This window comes from Micromonospora sp. WMMD737 (assembly GCF_049179055.1).
GTDB classification, from domain to species: Bacteria; Actinomycetota; Actinomycetes; order Mycobacteriales; family Micromonosporaceae; genus Micromonospora; species Micromonospora reichwaldensis.
Map to the genome: position 1 here is coordinate 1,682,501 of NZ_JBMHMH010000001.1, position 17,439 is coordinate 1,699,939.

The following is a 17,439-nucleotide window of genomic DNA, read 5'->3' on the forward strand; positions in this document are numbered from 1 at the left end:
TCTCCCAGCGGGTGTGCGCGATGCGGCCGTGGTCGTCGCGCCACGTGTAGCCGGTGTCGCGGACGTACGTGCGCCCGCCCCACAGGTTGGTGCCGTCGACGTCCTGCACGGCCAGGGACGCGCCGAGGTGCCAGACGTGGTCGGCCGGGAACGCGTCGGTGACCACGGTCCCGCCGAGGGTCCGCACGGGATGCAGGTACGGGCGGGGGCCGTGCCGGGGATCGATCGCCGGGTCGACGACGTACCGGGCCACCGGCACGTCGTCGACGCTGAGCTGCCGATCGTTCTCGGTCACGGCGGCCCGCCGGTCGTCGCCCGTCACGACTGTCCCACCGGGACGGGCACGGTCCGCCGCGCGACGGCGTGCAGGGCGGCGACCACGTACCCGGCGAGGATGGGCAACGCGACCGGGATGACCAGGACGGCGAGCAGCGCGGCGACGGCGCTGACCCCGCCGGCGGCGGCCCAGGTGCCCGGGCGGGTGCGGCAGGCGCCGGCGGCGGCACCGGCGGCCTCCCGCCAGCCGCGGCCACCGCGGCGGCCGATCTCCACCACCACCAGCGCGGTGTACCCGGCCAGGGCGGCGGCCAGCACGACGGTGACCAGGAGCAGCGGTGCCCCGCCGGGGACCCGGCCGCCGGCCAGCGCGGCGACGTTCACGGCGAGCAGCCCGAAGGTGGCGACCGTCAGCACGCTCACCCCGACGCCGGGCAGCAGGGCGCGGCCGTAGCGGGTCAGGTTCTCCCGCGCGGAGGGCCAGGAACCGACGGTGTACCGGTCGTGCACCGCCGCGCTCGCGGCGGCGACGGCCGCCGCCGCGGTGAGCACCGGCAGCGCCGCCAGGATCAGGACGATGCCGAGCACCGCCAGGTCCGTGGCGTCGGTCAGCACGTCCCGCCAGTCGCGGCGGGCCGGCCCGTCCTCCCGGTCCGGCCCGTCGTCCGGGTGCGGCCTCATCCCTTGAGTCCGCTCGTGTTGATGCCCTCCACCAGCATCCGCTGGAAGGCCACGAAGAACAGGAACACCGGCAGCAGCGACAGCACCGACATGGCGAACATCGGGCCGACGGCGCTCTGGCTCGTCGAGTCGATGAACAGGGTCAGCGCCACCGGCACGGTGTAGTCCTCGAGGTCGGAGAGGAAGACGAGCTGCCGGAAGAAGTCGTTCCAGGTCCAGATGAACGAGAAGATCGCCGTGGTGACCAGCGCCGGGCGGCTCAGCGGCAGGATCACGTGCCGGAAGATGCCGAAGGCGTTCGCACCGTCGATCTTGGCGGCCTCGTCGAGTTCACGCGGGATGCCCCGCATGAACTGCACCATCAGGAAGACGAAGAACGCCTCGGTGGCCAGGAACTGCGGGATCAGCAGCGGCAGGTACGGCCACTCGCCGCCCACCAGGCCCAGGCTGCGGAACAGGATGTACTGCGGCACGATCAGCACGTGCCCGGGCAGCAGGAGCGTCCCGATCATCACGGCGAACCAGACGCCCCGCAGCCGGAACCGCAGCCGCGCGAAGGCGTACGCGGCGAGCAGGCAGGAGACGCCGTTGCCGACCACGGTCAGCAGGCTGACCATCGCGCTGTTGAGGAAGAACCGGCCGAAGCTGAAGTCGAAGTTGGTCCAGCCGTCGGCGTAGTTGCCGGGGGTGAACTCGTTCGGCAGCAGGCCGATGTTGTTGACGATCTCCTCCTGGCTCTTCAGGGACGTACCGATCATCCAGAAGAGCGGGTAGAGCACGACCGCGACGATCGCGATCAGGATGAGCAGGCGCACGGCCTGCCCGCCGCCGCCACCCGGGCGGCGCGGGCCGCGCGGGCCGGTCGTCGCCGGGGTTGCCGTCGGGGTCGCCGTCGCCGTCACCGGTCCTCCCCGTCCGAGTAGTGCACCCAGAACCGCCCGGTGCTGAAGAAGATCGCGGTGATGATCGCGATGGCGAGCAGGAAGACCCAGGCCATCGCGGAGGCGTAGCCCATCTCGAGGTTGGTGAAGCCCGTGATGTAGAGGTTCAGCGTGTACATCAGGGTGGAGTCGACCGGGCCGCCGGTGCCGTTGCTGAGCACGAACGCGGCGGTGAAGCCCTGGAAGCCGTTGATGGTCTCCAGCACCAGGTTGAAGAAGATCACCGGCGAGAGCATCGGCAGGGTGACGGCGACGAACTGCCGCCACTTGCCGGCGCCGTCGACGGAGGCCGCCTCGTAGAGCTCGGTGGGCACCTGCTTGAGGCCGGCCAGGAAGATCACCATGGGCGCGCCGAACTGCCAGATGGCGAGCACCATGAGGGTCTCCAGGGCCCAGTCGGGGTCGTTGACCCACGGCTTGCCCTCGATGCCGAAGACGCTCAGCAGCGAGTTGAACGCGCCCTCGCGGTTGAACATGTTCACCCAGACGATGGCCAGCGCGACGCTGCCGCCGAGCAGTGACGGCAGGTAGAACAGGCCGCGGAACAGCCCGACGCCGCGCCAGGCGCGGTTGAGCAGCAGGGCCACCCCGAGCGCGGCCGCCAGCTTGAGCGGCACGGCGATCAGGGCGAAGGTGAGCGTCACCCGCACCGAGTGCCAGTACGACGGGTCGGCGGTGAACATGCGCTCGTAGTTGGCGAATCCGACCCACTCCACCTCGGAGAAGGGGGTGAGGATGTCGTAGTTCGTGAAGCTCAGGTAGAGCGACAGGAGCATGGGTATCGCCGTGACGGCCATCAGGCCGAGCAGCCAGGGCGACAGGAAGACGTAGCCGGCCAGACCGTCCCCGTGCCGGGCCCGCCCGACCCCGCGCCTGCCGGCGGGGGTCGGGACGGGTCCGGTACGTCGGGTCGGGTCGGGCGCCGTGGTCAGAGCCACGAACCGATTCCTCTCCGTGTGGCGTCAGGTCAGGCGATGGCGGACTTGCAGGCGGCGATGAACTGCTCCGCCGCCTGGGCGGAGCTGATCCGGCCGTACTGGGCGTTCTCGGCGGCCTTGATCAGCTCGGCGCGGACCTTGCTGTGCCCCTTGAGCGGGACCTGCGGCGCCTCGCCGAACTTCTCCGCCAGGTCGGACTCGACCTGGATCGACTGCTTCATCGCCGGGTCGGTGACGTCGTCGCTGACCACCCGGCGCAGGTCCAGGTTCGACGGCAGGCCCCGGTCGGTGCCGAGGATCTTGACGGCCTCGGGGTCGTTCGCCAGGAAGTTGATCACGTCGACCGCGACGTCCTTGTGCTTGCTGCCCTTGAACACCGACCAGTACATGGAGGCGCGGGCCCACTGGGCGCTCGGGTCACCGGGGTAGGCGATGACGCCCAGCTCGTCCTTGGTGTTCTTCTTCAGCTCCGGCATCTGGTTGACCCAGACCCAGCTGGTGCCGGCCTTGCCGGTGACCACGAGCTGCTTGGTGATGTCGGTGGCGTTGCCCTCGTGGATGACGTCGGGGGTCGGGGTGGCGCCCCGGTCCCGGGCGCCCTTCCACAGGTCGAACCACTTCGTCACGTCCTCGGCGGTGAAGCCGAGCTCCTTGCCCTTGTAGAGGTCCTTGCCCTGCTGGCGCAGCCACACCCAGAACGCCTTGTAGTCGGCGCTCGGGTCCTGGGTGCCGGGCACCTTGGTCTTCTTCGCCACCTGCTCGGCCCAGGCGATGTGCTCCTCCCAGGTCATGCCGGTGGTCGGCTCGGGCAGGCCGTTCTTGGTCAGCAGGGTCTTGTTGTAGACCAGGCCCTGGGTGTTCTCCCCCGAGGCCACGCCGGCGAGCTTGCCGTCGACCACGCCGTACTGCCAGAGGCTCTTGGGGAACTTCGACACGTCGAGGTCGCCGGAGTCCTTATACGACGTCAGGTCGAGGGTGGTGCTGCGCGAGGCGTACTCGGCCAGGTAGTTGTCGTCGATCTGGAAGAGGTCCGGCGGGTTGCCGCCGGCGGTGAGGGTGGCCAGCTTGTCGAAGTAGCCCTGGTTGGCCTGCCAGGTCTTCTCGAACGTGACGTTCGGGTGCTTCTTGGTGTAGAGGGCGAGGGCCGCCTCGGTCAGTTTCGCCCGGGCCTCACCGCCCCACCAGAAGACCGAGAGCTTGACCGGGGCGTTCGGGTCGGTGCTGGCCTCGTCGTCGCCGCCGCAGGCGGCGGCACCGAGGACCAGGGGCAGGGCGACGACCGTGGCGAGCAGGCCGCGGATCAACCGCCGTCGGCGGACGGGGGTACGGTGAACGGGCACGGCCTGCGTGCCAGTGGTGGGGGGCGTTGCGGGGTGCATGTGCGCTCACTCCTTGGCGTTAGGAGGCGACGACGCCACCGGTGGCCGCGGTCGGGCGACCCGGGCCCGCAAGGCGATGCGGGCCCGGGACGACCAACTCGGCGTCGGGGCGGTTCCGACCGTCTGCCGGCGCGGCGGCGGTCGAGTCGCGGATGACCAGTTCGGTCTGGAGCATTACCTGTGCGGTGGTACGACGGTCGTCGCTCGTGACACCCCGACCGCCGCGTGAGCCACGGGCGGCGACGGTGTCGTGTTGCAGGAGCATGTCGACGGCCGTCCGGCCGGCGGCCGCGTTGGGCGTGGCCACCGTCGTCAACTTGGGCCGGGTGAGCCGGCTCAGGGCGATGTCGTCGATGCCGACGACGCTCACGTCCTGCGGGACGCGCATCCCGACGGCGTCGAGCCCTTCGATCAGGCCGATCGCCATCAGGTCGTTGTAGGCGAGGACCGCCGTGGCCTCGCTGCGGCGGACCTGCTCGGCGAGGGCCGCGCCGCCGGTCTCGGTGGGCTGGTTGGGCCCGAGGACGGTGAACTCGGCGCCACCGGCCCGCGCCGCGACGCCGGCCGCCCGGCGGATCTCCCGGCTGGTCCACGAGCCGCGCGGCCCGCTGAGCAGCGCGATCCGCCGGTGGCCGAGGCCGAGCAGGTGCTCGATGGCCGACCGGGCGCCCTGCCCGACGTCCATGGTGACGCACGGCAGGCCGGCGACCTGCCGGTTTATCACCACCAGCGGCACCTCGCGGCTGAGCTGCTCGATCATGCTGTTGCTCATCCGCGGACTGCACAGCAGCACCCCGTCCACCTGCTTCGCGAGGGCGTGGACCAGCTCCTCCTCGGCGATCGGGTCCTCGTTGGTGTCGGCCACGAACACGTGGTAGTCGCGTTGGCGGGCCTGGCTCTCCGCCGCCTTGATCAGCGGCGGGAAGAACGGGTTGGCGATGTCCGCGATGATCAGGCCGACGTTGTGCGTACGGCCGGTGATCAGGGCGCGGGCGGCGCGGTTGGGCCGGTAGCCGAGCTCCTCGGCGCAGGCCAGCACCCGGCCCCGGGTCTCCGGGTTGACCAGGTGCGGGGCCGAGAACGTGCGGGAGACCGTGGAGATGTGCACGCCGGAGGCCCGGGCGACGTCTCGGATGGTGGCTGGCACGGCGGGGCCCTTCGTCCAGTGTGGCTGGGGTCACGTCAGGTGCCGCCAATTAATGCAAACGGTTGTGCCGGTGTCAACGGCCGATGGTTACAGATGCGTTTCGGCCACGCTCCCACCATGCGCCGAAATGTGGATCAAATCGGATCTATGCCGCCGGTTTGGCATCGATCGTTGACGCCGCCGCGCGGCGCGTGGTTATTTCGCTGCAAACCTTTGCAGCAACACGGGAGGCGGTCGACATGTCGTCCAGCACCGGTCAGCGGGTCCGACACGCCCTGGTGGGCACCGGGTCCCGGGCCGAGATGTTCGTCCGGGCGCTGGTGCGCGACCACGCCGACACCGCCGAACTCGTCGCGTTCGCCGACGTCAACCAGGCCCGGATGGACGCCCACAACCGGTGGCTCGGCGAGCTGGGCCACCCGCCGGTGCCGACGTACCGGGCCGAGGACCTGGCCGCCATGCTCGCCAAGGAGCGCGTCGACGTGCTGGTGGTGACGAGCGTGGACGACACCCACGCCGCGCACGTCGACACGGCCTTGCGGGCCGGCTGCGACGTCATCACCGAGAAGCCGATGACCGTGGACGCGGCCGGCTGCCGGCAGATCCTCGACGCGGTCGCCGACACCGGGCGGCAGGTGCGGGTGGCATTCAACTACCGCTACAACCCCCTGCACGAGAAGCTGCGCGAGCTGCTCGCCGACGGCGCGATCGGCGAGGTGGGCTCGGTGCACTTCGAGTGGCTGCTCGACGTGCGGCACGGCGCCGACTACTTCCGCCGCTGGCACCGCGACAAGGCGCACTCCGGCGGCCTGATGGTGCACAAGGCCGGCCACCACTTCGACCTGGTCAACTGGTGGCTCGACGCCACCCCCGTCGAGGTGTACGCCACCGGCCGGCTGTTCTTCTACGGCGAGGCCGGCCGCCGGCACGGCTACGCCCGCGACTACGAGCGGGCGCACGGCTCCCCCGCCGCCGACGACGACCCGTTCGCGCTGCGGCTCGACGCGCACCCGAAACTGCGCGAGCTCTACCTCGACGCCGAGGCCGAGGACGGCTACCAGCGCGACCGCAACGTCTTCGCCCCGGGAGTGGACATCGAGGACGACATGGCGGTGCTCGCCCGCTACTCCACCGGCGCGACGATGACCTACCACCTCACCGCGTACGCCCCCTACGAGGGCTACCGGGTGATGGTCAACGGCAGCCGGGGCCGCCTGGAGCTGGAGGTCGTGGAGAGCGACCACGTCAGCCCGGCGTCCGCCGGTGCGCTGAAGGGCGCGGCGCTGCACGGTGACGAGGCCGCCGCCGAGGCCGGCTCCGCCACGCTTACCCTGCGGCCGTTCTGGGCGCCGCCGCAGGTCGTACCCGTGGCCGGGCACACCCGCTCCGGGCACGGCGGCGCCGACGCCCGGATGGCCCGGGTCCTGATCGCCGGCGAGCCGGACCCGATGGGGCGGGCGGCGACCGCCCGCGACGGCGCCCTCGCCCTGCTCACCGGGCTGGCCGCGAACCGCTCCTTCAGCACCGGCGCCCCGGTCCGGGTCGCCGACCTGCTCGACCTCTCCTGAGCCACGAACACCCTCCGAGGAGCCCCACCCGTGCCCACGACCGACCTGCTCTTCCCCGCCGACCCCGCGCAGCGCGCGGTGGCCCGCCGGCTCTACGCGCTGGCCGCGCCCCAGCCGATCATCTCCCCGCACGGGCACGTCGACCCGGCGATCCTCGCCGAGGACCGCCCGTTCCCGGATCCGGCGCGGCTGCTCATCGTGCCCGACCACTACCTCACCCGGATGCTGCTCAGCCAGGGCGTCCCGCCGGCCGACCTGGGCGTGCCCACCGTCGACGGCAGCCCCACGGAGCCCGACGGGCGCACCATCTGGCGGCGCTTCGCCGCGCACTGGCACCTGTTCCGGGGCACCCCCTCCCGGCTCTGGCTGGAGCAGACCTTCACCGACGTGTTCGGGGTGCGCACCCCGCTCTCCCCGGCCACCGCCGACGCCGTCTACGACGAGCTCGCGGCCCGGCTCGCCGAGCCGGAGTTCCGGCCCCGGGCGCTGTTCGAGCGGTTCGGCATCGAGGTGCTCGCCACCACCGAGTCGCCGCTGGACGACCTCGGGCAGCACGCCAAGCTCGCCGCCGACGGCTGGGGCGGGCCGGGCGGCCGGGTGATCACCACGTTCCGGCCGGACAACGTGGCCGACATGGAGTTCGACAACTGGGCCGGCAACGTCGCGCGCCTCGGCGAGATCACCGGCGAGGACACCGGCACGTACGCCGGCTACCTGGCGGCGCTGCGCCAACGCCGGGCGGCCTTCATCGCGGCCGGCGCCACCTGCACCGACCACGGCCACCCCACCGCGCGCACCCTGGCGCTGGGCGCGGACGAGGCCGCCCGGCTCTACGACAAGGGCCTGCGCGGGGTCGCCGACGCGGCCGACGCGGAGACGTTCCGGGCGCACATGCTGCTGGAGTTCGCCCGGATGTCGCTGGACGACGGCCTCGTCATGCAGCTGCACCCCGGCTCGGTGCGCAACCACAACCGCTGGCTGTACGCGCGGCACGGCCGCGACGTCGGCGGCGACCTGCCGCAGGCCACCGAGTACCTGCACGCGCTGACCCCGCTGCTGGACGCGTACGGCAACGACCCGCGGCTGCGGGTGGTGCTCTACACCCTCGACGAGTACACCTTCTCCCGGGAACTCGCCCCCCTGGCGGGCGGGTACGCCGCCCTGTACCTCGGTGCGCCGTGGTGGTTCCTGGACTCGCCTGAGGTGCTGCGCCGGTTCCGCGAGTCGGTCACCGAGTCCGCGGGCTTCTACAACACCGCCGGGTTCGTCGACGACACCCGCGCGTTCTGCTCCATCCCGGTACGCCACGACGTGGCCCGCCGGGTCGACGCCGCCTACCTGGCCCGGCTGGTCACCGAGCACCGCCTCGGCGAGGACGAGGCCGCCGAGACCATCGTCGACCTGGCGTACCGGCTGCCGAAGAAGGTCTTCAAGATCGGAGAGAATGTCCTGTGAGTGTCACCGTCACCGCCGTCGACGTGCACGACGTGCGGTTCCCGACCGCCGCCGCGGGCGACGGCTCGGACGCGATCAACCGGGGCGACTACTCGGCCAGCTACGTCGAGCTGCGCACCGACGCCGGCGTCACCGGAGCCGGGTTCACCTTCACCAACGGTCGCGGCAACGAGCTGACCTGCGCCGCGATCGAGGCCCTCGCCCACCACGTGCGGGGCCGCACCGTCGAGGAGATCTTCGCCGACCCGGTGGCGTTCTGGCGCTCGCTCAGCGCCGACGTGCAGCTGCGCTGGCTGGGCCCGGAGAAGGGGGTCATCCACATGGCCACCGGCGCCCTGGTCAACGCGGTCTGGGACCTGCGGGCCAAGCTGGCCGGCAAGCCGATGTGGCAACTGCTCGCCGAGCTGCCCACCGAGGAGCTGGTGGCCAGCATCGACTTCCACCACATCACCGACGCCCTCACCCCGGACGAGGCGGCGGCCATCCTCGACAAGGGACTGGTCGGGCTGGACGAACGCCGGGCCGGGCTGGAACGCGACGGGTTCCCGTCGTACACCACCTCGGTGGGCTGGCTGGGCTACCCCGACGACAAGGTGCGGGCGCTGACCCGGCAGGCGTACGCCGAGGGGTGGCGGGCGATGAAGATGAAGGTCGGCGGGCTGCCGGCCGACGACCTGCGGCGGGCGCGGATCATCCGGGAGGAGATCGGGCCGGACGCGCTGCTGATGATGGACGCCAACCAGGTCTGGGACGTCGACGAGGCGATCACCAACATGACCGCCCTGGCGGAGGTGGACCCGTACTGGATCGAGGAGCCGACGCACGCCGACGACATCCTCGGGCACGCCCGGATCGCGCGGGCGGTCACCGATTTGACCGACGGCCGGTGCCGGGTCGCCACCGGTGAGGTGGCCGCCAACCGGGTCATCTTCAAGCAACTGCTCCAGGCCGAGGCGATCGGCGTGATGCAGATCGACGCCTGCCGGGTCGGCGGCGTCAACGAGGTCCTCGCCGAGATCCTGATGGCGGCGAAGTTCGGCGTGCCGATCTGCCCGCACTCCGGCGGCGTGGGCCTGTGCGAGTACGTCCAGCACCTGGCCGTCTTCGACTACCTGCGGGTCGGCACCAGCCTCGACGGCCGGATGGTCGAGTACGTCGACCACCTGCACGAGCACTTCGTCGACCCGGTACGCACCCGCGAGGGTCGCTACCTGCTGCCGGAGGCGCCCGGCTACAGCTCCACGATGAAGCCGGAGTCGATCGCCGAGTTCCGCTTCCCCGACGGACCGGTGTGGCGATGACCGGCGCCGCCCGGCTCGGTCTCGGGACGCTACGCCGGCTGCCGACCGGGAGCCGACCGCTGATCCGCCCGGGCAGCGCGCCGGCGGGGATCGTGCACCTCGGGCTGGGCGCGTTCCACCGCGCCCACCAGGCGGTCTACACCGAGGAGGCGATGGCGCACGCCGGGGGCGACTGGGGCATCGTCGGCGTGGCGCCACGCAACCCCGACGTGGTGACGACGCTGGCCGCGCAGGACAACCTGTTCAGCGTCACCACCACCAGCGCCGAGGAGTGCCACACCCGGGTCATCGGCGCGCTGGCGGGCACCCGGCACGCCGCCGGCGACCCCGCCGCCGTGGTGGCGCTGCTGGCCGACCCGGCGATCCGGGTGGTCACCCTCACCGTCACGGAGAAGGCGTACCAGCTCGACCCGGTGACCGGCCGGCTGCGGCCCGACCCGGAGGTCGCCGCCGACCTGCGCACCGACCGGGCGCCGCTCACCGTCCCGGGCCTGCTGCTGCGCGGGCTGCTCGCCCGCGCCGCCGCGCAGGGCCCGCCGTTGGCCCTGGTCAGCTGCGACAACCTGCCCGCCAACGGCCGTCGGCTGCGCGGCCTGGTCGAGCAGTCGGTGGCGTACGCGGGGGTGCCGGAGCCGCTGGCCGGCTGGGTGCGGGAGCACGTCAGCTTCCCCGGCACCATGGTCGACCGGATCGTGCCGGCCAGCACGGCGCAGACCCTCGCCGACGCCGAGCGGGCCCTGGGGGTGGCCGACCTGGCGGCGGTGGTCGCCGAGCCGTACCGGCAGTGGGTGATCGAGGACGACTTCCCGGGCGGCCGGCCGGCCTGGGAGCGGGCCGGCGCGGTGCTCACCGCCGACGCGGGGTCCTGGGAGCGGCTGAAGCTGCGCGCTCTCAACGGCGTGCACTCGGCCGCCGCCTACCTGGGTGCGCTGGCCGGCCGGGAGACGATCGCGGACGCGCTGGCCCTGCCGCACCTGACGACCGTGCTGCGGCAGTTGGTCGCCGAGGACGTGGCGGCCAGCTTCGAGCCGCCCGAGGGCGTCTCGGTCGTCGCGTACGGCGAGGAGGTGCTGACCCGGTTCGCCAACCCGGCGATCCACCACCGCACCCTCCAGGTGGCCCTGGACGGCTCGCAGAAGCTGCCGCAGCGGATCCTGCACACCGTCGCCGATCTGCGGGCCGCGGGCCGGTCGGCGCACTGGGCCACGCTGGTGGTGGCCGCCTGGCTGCGCTTCGCGCAGGGCCACGCCGACGACGGCAGTCCCCTGCCGCTGGCCGACCCGCTCGCCGAGGAGATCCGCGCCGCGCTCGCCGCCGGAGCGAAGACCCCGGCGGGGGCCGTCGACGCGGTGTTCGCGCTGCGCGAGGTCTTCCCCGCCGAGGTGGCCGAGGACGACGACGTACGCGCCGAGGTGACCGGGTGGCTGACCGCCCTGCAACGGCACGGGGTGGCCGCGACGCTGGCGGGCGCCCGGTGACGGCCGCCGCCGCGGGGGCGTCACCGGGACGGGCCGGCGCCGTGCCGAGGGTCGCGATCGTCGGGGCCAACGGACACGGACGCTGGCACCGGCGGGTCGTCGCCCCACTGCACGCCGCCGGGCGGCTGCGGCTGGTCGCCCTGGTCGACGTACGTCCGATCGAGGACGAGCCGGCGGCGCCGGTGCCCGACGGCACCCTGGTCTACGCCGACCACCGGGAGATGCTGCGGGCGGCCCGGCCGGACGTGGTGGTGGTCTGCACTCCACCGCACACCCACCTACCGATCGCCCTGGACGTGCTCGCCGCGGGCGCCGACCTGCTACTGGAGAAGCCGCCGGTGCTGTCCACCGCCGAGCACCGGGAGCTGGCCGACGCCGTGGCGGCCTCGGGCCGCGCCTGCCAGGTCGGTTTCCAGGCGCTCGGCTCGGCGGCGCTGACGGAGCTGACCGACGCGGTCCGGGCCGGGCGGCTCGGTACCGTCACCGGCATCGCGACGGTGGCGTCCTGGCAGCGCTCCGACGCCTACTACGCGCGGGCGCCGTGGGCCGGGCGGCGGACGCTGCACGGCCGGCCGGTGCTGGACGGCGCCCTGGCCAACCCGCTGGCACACGCGGTCATGCAGTGCCTGGCGGTCGCCGAGGCCGCCGCCGGGAACGGGCCGGTGGTCCCCGCGCGGATCGAGGTGGAGCGCTACCGGGTCCGGCCGATCGAGGTGGACGACACCGCGACCCTGCGGGTGTCGTCCCGTTCGGGACCGCCGGTCGTCGCGGCGGTGACCCTGGCCGGGGAGGACTTCGTCGCCGGGGAGGTGATCGTGACGGGCACCGCCGGCCGGGCCGTGCTGGAGTACCCGACCGACCGGTTGCTGCTGCCCGGCGACGCCGGCGCACGCGAGGTGCCGGGCCGGCGCGGGCTGCTGGAGAACCTCCTCGCCCACCGGGCCGACCCGGCGGTGCCGCTGATCGCGCCCCTGGCGCGGACCGCCCCGTTCACCGCGGTCCTGGAGGCGGTCACGACCGCGCCCGAGCCGACGCTGCTCGGCGGCGACCTCGTCACCGCCACGGGCGACGGCCCGCAGCGGGTGCTCACCGTGCGCGGGGTGAACCGGCTGCTGCGCCGGGCGGCCGACGAGGGGGCGCTGCTGTCGGAGCTGGGGGTGCCGTGGGCGGTGGCGCCGCACCGCAGGGAGCTGACGGGACAGGAGGAACCGCAACCCACTGCAACTGAGCCGCCCGCCTGAGGTGGGTCCATATCGGATATAGGGGCGTCAACCCGACCGAGGGCGGCCGGGGCGATACCGGCCGATTTGATCAGTTGCAACACTTCTGCACACGTTCGTCATTGACGCGTATAAAACGCGAAACCTACCGTTGCCTGATACCCGACCGGCAACGAACAGGTGGTCCGATAGATGTGGAAGAAGGCAGTGGGCGCGGCGATGGTCGCCGTGACGCTCGCGGCGACACCCGGGAGCGTGACGGCGGCCCCGGACGGCGGGGCCGTTCCGGCGCGCAACGGCGCGGTCGACACGGCCGACGGCGGGCTCTCCTGGTTCGCCCGGCACCTCGGCCGGCAGGCGCTGCCGGCAGGCGACGGCTGGGCGGCTGAGGGCACCGGCACGACCGGCGGCGCGGCGGCGGCCCCGGAGCAGGTGCACGTGGTCTCCGGCCGGGCCGAGCTGGTCGCGGCCCTCGGCGGCGACAACGCCACCAACCGGGGCAACGCCACCCCGAAGATCATCTACGTCAGCGGCGAGGTCGACGGCTTCGAGGGGCCCGACGGGGCCCTGCTCGACTGCGCCGACCTCGCCGACCCGGAGTACTCGCTGGCCGCGTACCTCGCGGCGTACGATCCCGCGGTCTGGGGCCGGGTCGCGCCGAGCGGACCGCTGGAGGCGGCGCGGGTGCGCTCGGTGACGAACCAGACCCGGCAGACCCAGATCAACGTCGGCCCGAACACCACGATCGTCGGCCTGCGCGGCGCCCGGCTGACCGGCCTGACGCTGATGCTCGACGGCGCGCACAACACGATCGTGCGGAACCTGACGTTCGACGACGCCCGGGACTGCTTCCCCGCCTGGTCCCCCACCGACGGCGCCGCCGGCAACTGGAACTCCCAGTACGACCAGATCTCGGTGCGCCGCAGCGAGCACGTCTGGATCGACCACAACACCTTCACCGACGGCGACAACCCGGACAGCGGCCAGCCGGTGCACCTCGGCCGGCCGTACCAGGTGCACGACGGGTCGGTGGACGTCACGCACACCGCGAGCCTGGTGACCGTGTCGTACAACCGGTTCGTCGGGCGGGACAAGGTCATGCTGATCGGCTCGTCCAACACCGTCGGCCCGGACGTCGGGCGGCTGAAGGTGAGCCTGCACCACAACCTCTTCGACGGGGTGCTCCAGCGGCTGCCCCGGGTGCGCTTCGGCCAGGTCGACGTGTGGAACAACCACTACCGGCTGGCCGGCGACGGCTTCGAGTACGCGATCGGCGTCGGGGTGCAGTCCGCCGTGGTCGCCGAGAACAACTTCTTCACCCTCGGCGCCGGCGTCACGGCCGACACCCTGCTCTACGACTGGGGCGGCACCGCCGTCACCACCCGGGGCAACTGGGTCCGCGCCGCCGGGGACCGCCCCCGCCCGGTCGACCTGGTGGGCGCGTACAACGCGGCGCACGAGCCGGACCTGGCCCCGGACGCCGGCTGGACGCCGACCCTGCGCCGCGGTCCGGTGCTGCCGGCACCCGCGGTGCCGGCGGTCGTCGGGGCGCTGGCCGGCGCGGACCGGCTGCTCCTCTAGGACGCCGGCCGCCGCACCGTCCCGCGCGGCGGCCGGACGGCCGGTGGGTCGCCGCGTCCGGCGCTCAGCGCGGCGGCCCACCGGTACCCACCCCCACCACCAGGAGGTGCACCATGAACCGGACACCCCGCTCCCGGACGCGCACGCCGAGGCTGCTCGGCGCGGCGCTCACCGCCGGCGCCCTGGCCGTCGGCACGGTGCTCGCGACCACCTCGTCGGCGCACGCCGACACCCTGTTCAGCGACACGTTCTCCGACGGCGCGGCCGACGGGTGGTCCCGCTCCGGCGGGACCTGGTCGGTGGTGACCGACGGCTCGTACGCCTACCGGCAGTCCGGCACCAGCAGCGACGCCCGCGCCCTGGCCGGCGCGGGCACCTGGACCGACTACGGGGTGCAGGCCCGGGTCCGGCCGACGGGCTTCGGCGGGGCGAACCGGCACGCCGGGGTGATCGCCCGGGCGCAGAGCAGCAGCAGCTACTACGCGCTGGTGGTGACCGCGAGCGGCGGCGTGCAGCTGATCCGCCGCGCCGGCGGCGACCCCGTGTCGCTGGGCTCCGCCCCCGCCGGGATCACCGTCGGCGGCTGGGCGACGCTGCGGCTGGAGGCGGTCGGCAACTCGCTGCGCGGCTACGTCGACGGCACGCTGCGCGTGCAGGCCACCGACGGGGCGTTCGCCGCGGGGCGGGTCGGCCTGGCCACCTCGTACGCGAGCGCCACCTTCGACGACGTCCAGGTGGACACGGCCACCGGCGCCCCGCCCACCGGCACGCCGACCGGCGGGCCCACCCTCCCGCCGACCGGGCCGCCGATCGACCCGGGCGCCCCGCCGGTCGGCTTCGCCTCGGTGCACGCGCTCGGCCAGAACGGCACCACCGGCGGGGCCGGCGGCCCGACCGTCACGGTGGACACGGCCGCCGAACTGCTCACCGCGATCGGCACAGCCGGCCCGCTGACCGTGCGGGTGGACGGGATGATCGCGCTGCCGGGCCCGATGCACGACGTCACCTCGGACAAGACGATCGTCGGCGTCGGCGCGAACTCCGGCATCACCGGGGGCGGGCTGAACATCGGCCTGCCGGTCAGCGACGCGACCAGCCCGCCGGCGAACGCCGTACACAACGTGATCGTGCGGAACCTGAACTTCCGCAACACCGTCGACGACGCGATCAACGTGCAGATGTTCTCGCACCACGTGTGGATCGACCACAACGACCTGGCGTACGGCTACGACGGGCTGATCGACGTCAAGCGCGGGTCCAGCTACGTCACCGTGTCCTGGAACCACACCCACCACCACACGAAGAACATGCTGCTCGGCCACGACGACCGCAACGCCGCCCAGGACGTCGGCAACCTGAAGGTCACGTACCACCACAACTGGTTCGACCGCACGCCGCAGCGCAACCCCCGGGTCCGCTACGGCGACCCCGTGCACGTGTTCAACAACTACTTCGTCTACAACACCGACGTAGGGGTGGCCTGCCAGCTCGACTCCGGCTGCGTCGTCGAGGGCAACTACTTCGAGGACGTCGAGGTGCCCTGGTCGATCAGCTACTCCGGGGACCGGGGCCGCATGATCGCCCGCGACAACGTGCTCGCCGGCACCAGCGAGCCCGGCGACGCGGGCGGCACCGTCCAGGAGCCGCGCACGTTCTACCCGTACACCCTGACCGATCCGGTCACCGTGAAGTCCGTCGTCACGGCCGGCGCCGGCACCGGCAGGCTCCTCTACTGACCGCCCCGCCGCGGACCGCCGGGCGTGGTCGGATCAACCCCTGAGCCGGACCCGGGGGTGGCGGGTCGGGCCGACCGTCGCCCTGCCTCCACTCGTCGTCGGACATCACCTGGCGACAGCCCCCACCAGGGCGGCGGCGGCCCCGCGGACCAGCCGGTCCCGCGGGGCCGTCGCATGTGGTCACCCTTTTCGCGGGAGCGTACGGCCGCGACGGTAGCGTGGCGCCTCAGCACGGCCCGTGGGGCGGCTCTCCCGCCGGCGCGGCGCTCGCGATCGTACGGAGGAGGATGCATGTCCCACGGCGACGACCCGTTCGCGGCACGCGAGGACGCGGCCTCGCGGCCGAGCTTCGACCTCGCGCTACGCGGCTACGACAAGCGGCAGGTGGACCGCTACGTCGAGCAGGTCGACGGCGAACGGTCGGCGCGGGCCGCGGAGCGGGACCGGGTCTCGGCCCAGCTGCGGGAGCTGACCGTCGAGGTGCACCGGCTGCGCGCGGAGGCGACCGAGCTGCGGGACCGGCCGGCGCAGCCGGACCGGGCGTCCTTCCGCGACCTCGGTCCGATGGTCGACCAGATCCTGGCCCTGGCCGAGAAGCAGGCCGGGGCCATCACCGACGCCGCCGGGCAGCGGGCCGCCGAACTCGAGGCCGAGGCGGAGCGGGTGCTCGCCGAGGCCCGCGAGCAGGCCGCCACGACGCTGCGGGAGCTGACGGAGGAGGCGGCCGCGCGGCGCGAGGAGCACGACCGGGAACACGAGGAACGCCGCGCCAACGCCCAGGCCGAGCTGGCCAGGATCCGGGAGGCGGCGGAACGGCTGCGGGCGGCGGGCGAGGCGGCCCACGACCACGCGGTGCAGGAGGCGAAGCGGATCGACGAGCAGACCGCCCAGCAGGTCGAGCAGGCCCGCGTCGAGTCCGAGGCGTTCCTGGCCTCGGCCCGCGCCCAGATCCAGCAGGAGGTACAGGCGGCGCGCGCGAAGACCCAGCAGGAGCTGGGCCAGTGGCAGGCCGGCGTGGAGCGGGAGATCAACGACCGGCGGGCCGCCGCCGAGCAGGAGATCGCCGAGCAGCTCGCGTCCGCCGAGCGGGAGCTCGGTGCCCAGCGTACGGCGGCCGAGCAGGAGATCGCGACGTTGATCGCGGAGGCCCAGCAGTACGCGGCCAAGGTGCGCCAGCACGTGGACGAGCAGGCCGCGACCCACCAGCAGCAGCTCGCCGCGACGCAGCAGGGCATCCGGGACCGGCGGGAGGCGCTGGCGCGGATGCAGTCCGAGCTGGACGCCGCCCAGCAGCAGCTGGCACAGGCGCGGCAGGAGAGCGCGGGCGTCGAGCACGAGTTCGCCGAGGTGCAGCAGCGCCTCGCCGAGACCCGGCAGGAGCTGACCGACGAGCTGCGCCGCCTCGACGAGGCGCGCCGGGCCGCGGACTCCGCCGAGCAGCACGCCAAGGAGGTCCGCGCCCGGGTGAAGCGGGAGGCGAAGCGGGTGGCCGACCTGGCCGCGGCGGCGGTGATGGCGGCCGCCACGGGCGGCGCGGAGACCGCCGAGTACCCGCAGGTCGCGGCCCGGCCGCGCACCGCCCGACCGGTGGCGGCGCCGGTAGCCGCCGTTGCCGACGACACGGCACCGGCGGACGGCAGAAGTGAGACGGCGGTCAGTTCGGGCAGCGACGCTCCGGTCCCGGCCGGCACCCCAGCCCTGTCCCCGGTGAGCCAGGTGGTGACCGCCGGCTGATCCG

At 73.3% G+C, this 17,439-nt stretch carries 14 protein-coding genes (1 of these 14 running past the window's edge); 8 read left to right on the forward strand and 6 right to left on the reverse strand.

The window, feature by feature from the left end; all coding sequences use genetic code 11:
- The 6 genes in view from ACN27A_RS06700 to ACN27A_RS06725 are tightly spaced (at most 29 nt apart) and all read right to left on the reverse strand, a layout consistent with a single transcriptional unit that may run on beyond the window.
- A protein-coding gene (locus tag ACN27A_RS06700) for a PmoA family protein (RefSeq protein WP_421450425.1) crosses the window boundary here: on the reverse strand, positions 1-295 show its 5' end (the start). It extends 554 nt beyond the left edge of the window; only the first 295 of its 849 coding nucleotides appear in the window; its start codon is at positions 293-295; its stop codon lies beyond the left edge, outside the window.
- A gap of 23 nt (positions 296-318) precedes the next feature.
- Positions 319-957 carry a hypothetical protein gene (locus ACN27A_RS06705; protein ID WP_421450427.1) on the reverse strand — a complete coding sequence of 213 codons (639 nt, stop codon included), beginning with the start codon at positions 955-957 and terminating at the stop codon, positions 319-321.
- A complete protein-coding gene (locus ACN27A_RS06710; protein WP_421450429.1) occupies positions 954-1,859 on the reverse strand; it encodes a carbohydrate ABC transporter permease in 906 nt (301 codons plus the stop codon). The genes ACN27A_RS06705 and ACN27A_RS06710 overlap by 4 nt, the downstream gene beginning before the upstream one ends.
- Positions 1,856-2,836, reverse strand: a complete 981-nt coding sequence (locus tag ACN27A_RS06715; protein ID WP_421450431.1) for a carbohydrate ABC transporter permease — start codon at positions 2,834-2,836, stop codon at positions 1,856-1,858. The genes ACN27A_RS06710 and ACN27A_RS06715 overlap by 4 nt, the downstream gene beginning before the upstream one ends.
- 29 nt (positions 2,837-2,865) lie before the next feature.
- The gene (locus ACN27A_RS06720; RefSeq protein ID WP_421450433.1) at positions 2,866-4,215 is read right to left on the reverse strand and encodes an ABC transporter substrate-binding protein; all 1,350 of its coding nucleotides are present in this window, start codon (positions 4,213-4,215) and stop codon (positions 2,866-2,868) included.
- A gap of 19 nt (positions 4,216-4,234) precedes the next feature.
- Positions 4,235-5,362: a LacI family DNA-binding transcriptional regulator gene (locus tag ACN27A_RS06725; RefSeq protein WP_132238147.1), complete on the reverse strand. Its 1,128-nt coding sequence runs from the start codon at positions 5,360-5,362 to the stop codon at positions 4,235-4,237.
- Between the two features lie 239 nt (positions 5,363-5,601).
- On the opposite strand from ACN27A_RS06725, the gene ACN27A_RS06730 reads away from it, so the two are divergent.
- The 8 genes from ACN27A_RS06730 (at position 5,602) to ACN27A_RS06765 (ending at position 17,435) form a co-directional block, all read left to right on the forward strand.
- Positions 5,602-6,930, forward strand: coding sequence for a Gfo/Idh/MocA family protein (locus ACN27A_RS06730; protein WP_421450435.1), 1,329 nt, complete (start codon positions 5,602-5,604; stop codon positions 6,928-6,930).
- 30 nt (positions 6,931-6,960) lie between these two features.
- Positions 6,961-8,385, forward strand: coding sequence for a glucuronate isomerase (gene uxaC / locus ACN27A_RS06735; protein ID WP_421450437.1), 1,425 nt, complete (start codon positions 6,961-6,963; stop codon positions 8,383-8,385).
- Positions 8,382-9,686: an enolase C-terminal domain-like protein gene (locus ACN27A_RS06740; RefSeq protein WP_421450438.1), complete on the forward strand. Its 1,305-nt coding sequence runs from the start codon at positions 8,382-8,384 to the stop codon at positions 9,684-9,686. Before uxaC ends, ACN27A_RS06740 begins: the two co-directional genes overlap by 4 nt.
- Complete coding sequence (locus ACN27A_RS06745; RefSeq protein ID WP_421450440.1) at positions 9,683-11,164, forward strand: mannitol dehydrogenase family protein; 1,482 nt, start codon at positions 9,683-9,685, stop codon at positions 11,162-11,164. Before ACN27A_RS06740 ends, ACN27A_RS06745 begins: the two co-directional genes overlap by 4 nt.
- A 41-nt stretch (positions 11,165-11,205) precedes the next feature.
- Positions 11,206-12,405, forward strand: a complete 1,200-nt coding sequence (locus ACN27A_RS06750) for a Gfo/Idh/MocA family protein (protein ID WP_421450441.1) — start codon at positions 11,206-11,208, stop codon at positions 12,403-12,405.
- Positions 12,406-12,576: 171 nt separating this feature from the next.
- Positions 12,577-13,965 (forward strand): pectate lyase family protein, encoded by a 1,389-nt coding sequence (locus tag ACN27A_RS06755; protein WP_421450443.1) that lies wholly within the window; start codon positions 12,577-12,579, stop codon positions 13,963-13,965.
- A 113-nt stretch (positions 13,966-14,078) separates the two neighbouring features.
- Complete coding sequence (locus ACN27A_RS06760) at positions 14,079-15,701, forward strand: pectate lyase family protein (RefSeq protein ID WP_421450445.1); 1,623 nt, start codon at positions 14,079-14,081, stop codon at positions 15,699-15,701.
- Positions 15,702-15,992: 291 nt separating this feature from the next.
- The gene (locus ACN27A_RS06765; protein ID WP_421450447.1) at positions 15,993-17,435 is read left to right on the forward strand and encodes a hypothetical protein; all 1,443 of its coding nucleotides are present in this window, start codon (positions 15,993-15,995) and stop codon (positions 17,433-17,435) included.
- The last annotated feature ends 4 nt before the right edge of the window (positions 17,436-17,439 follow it).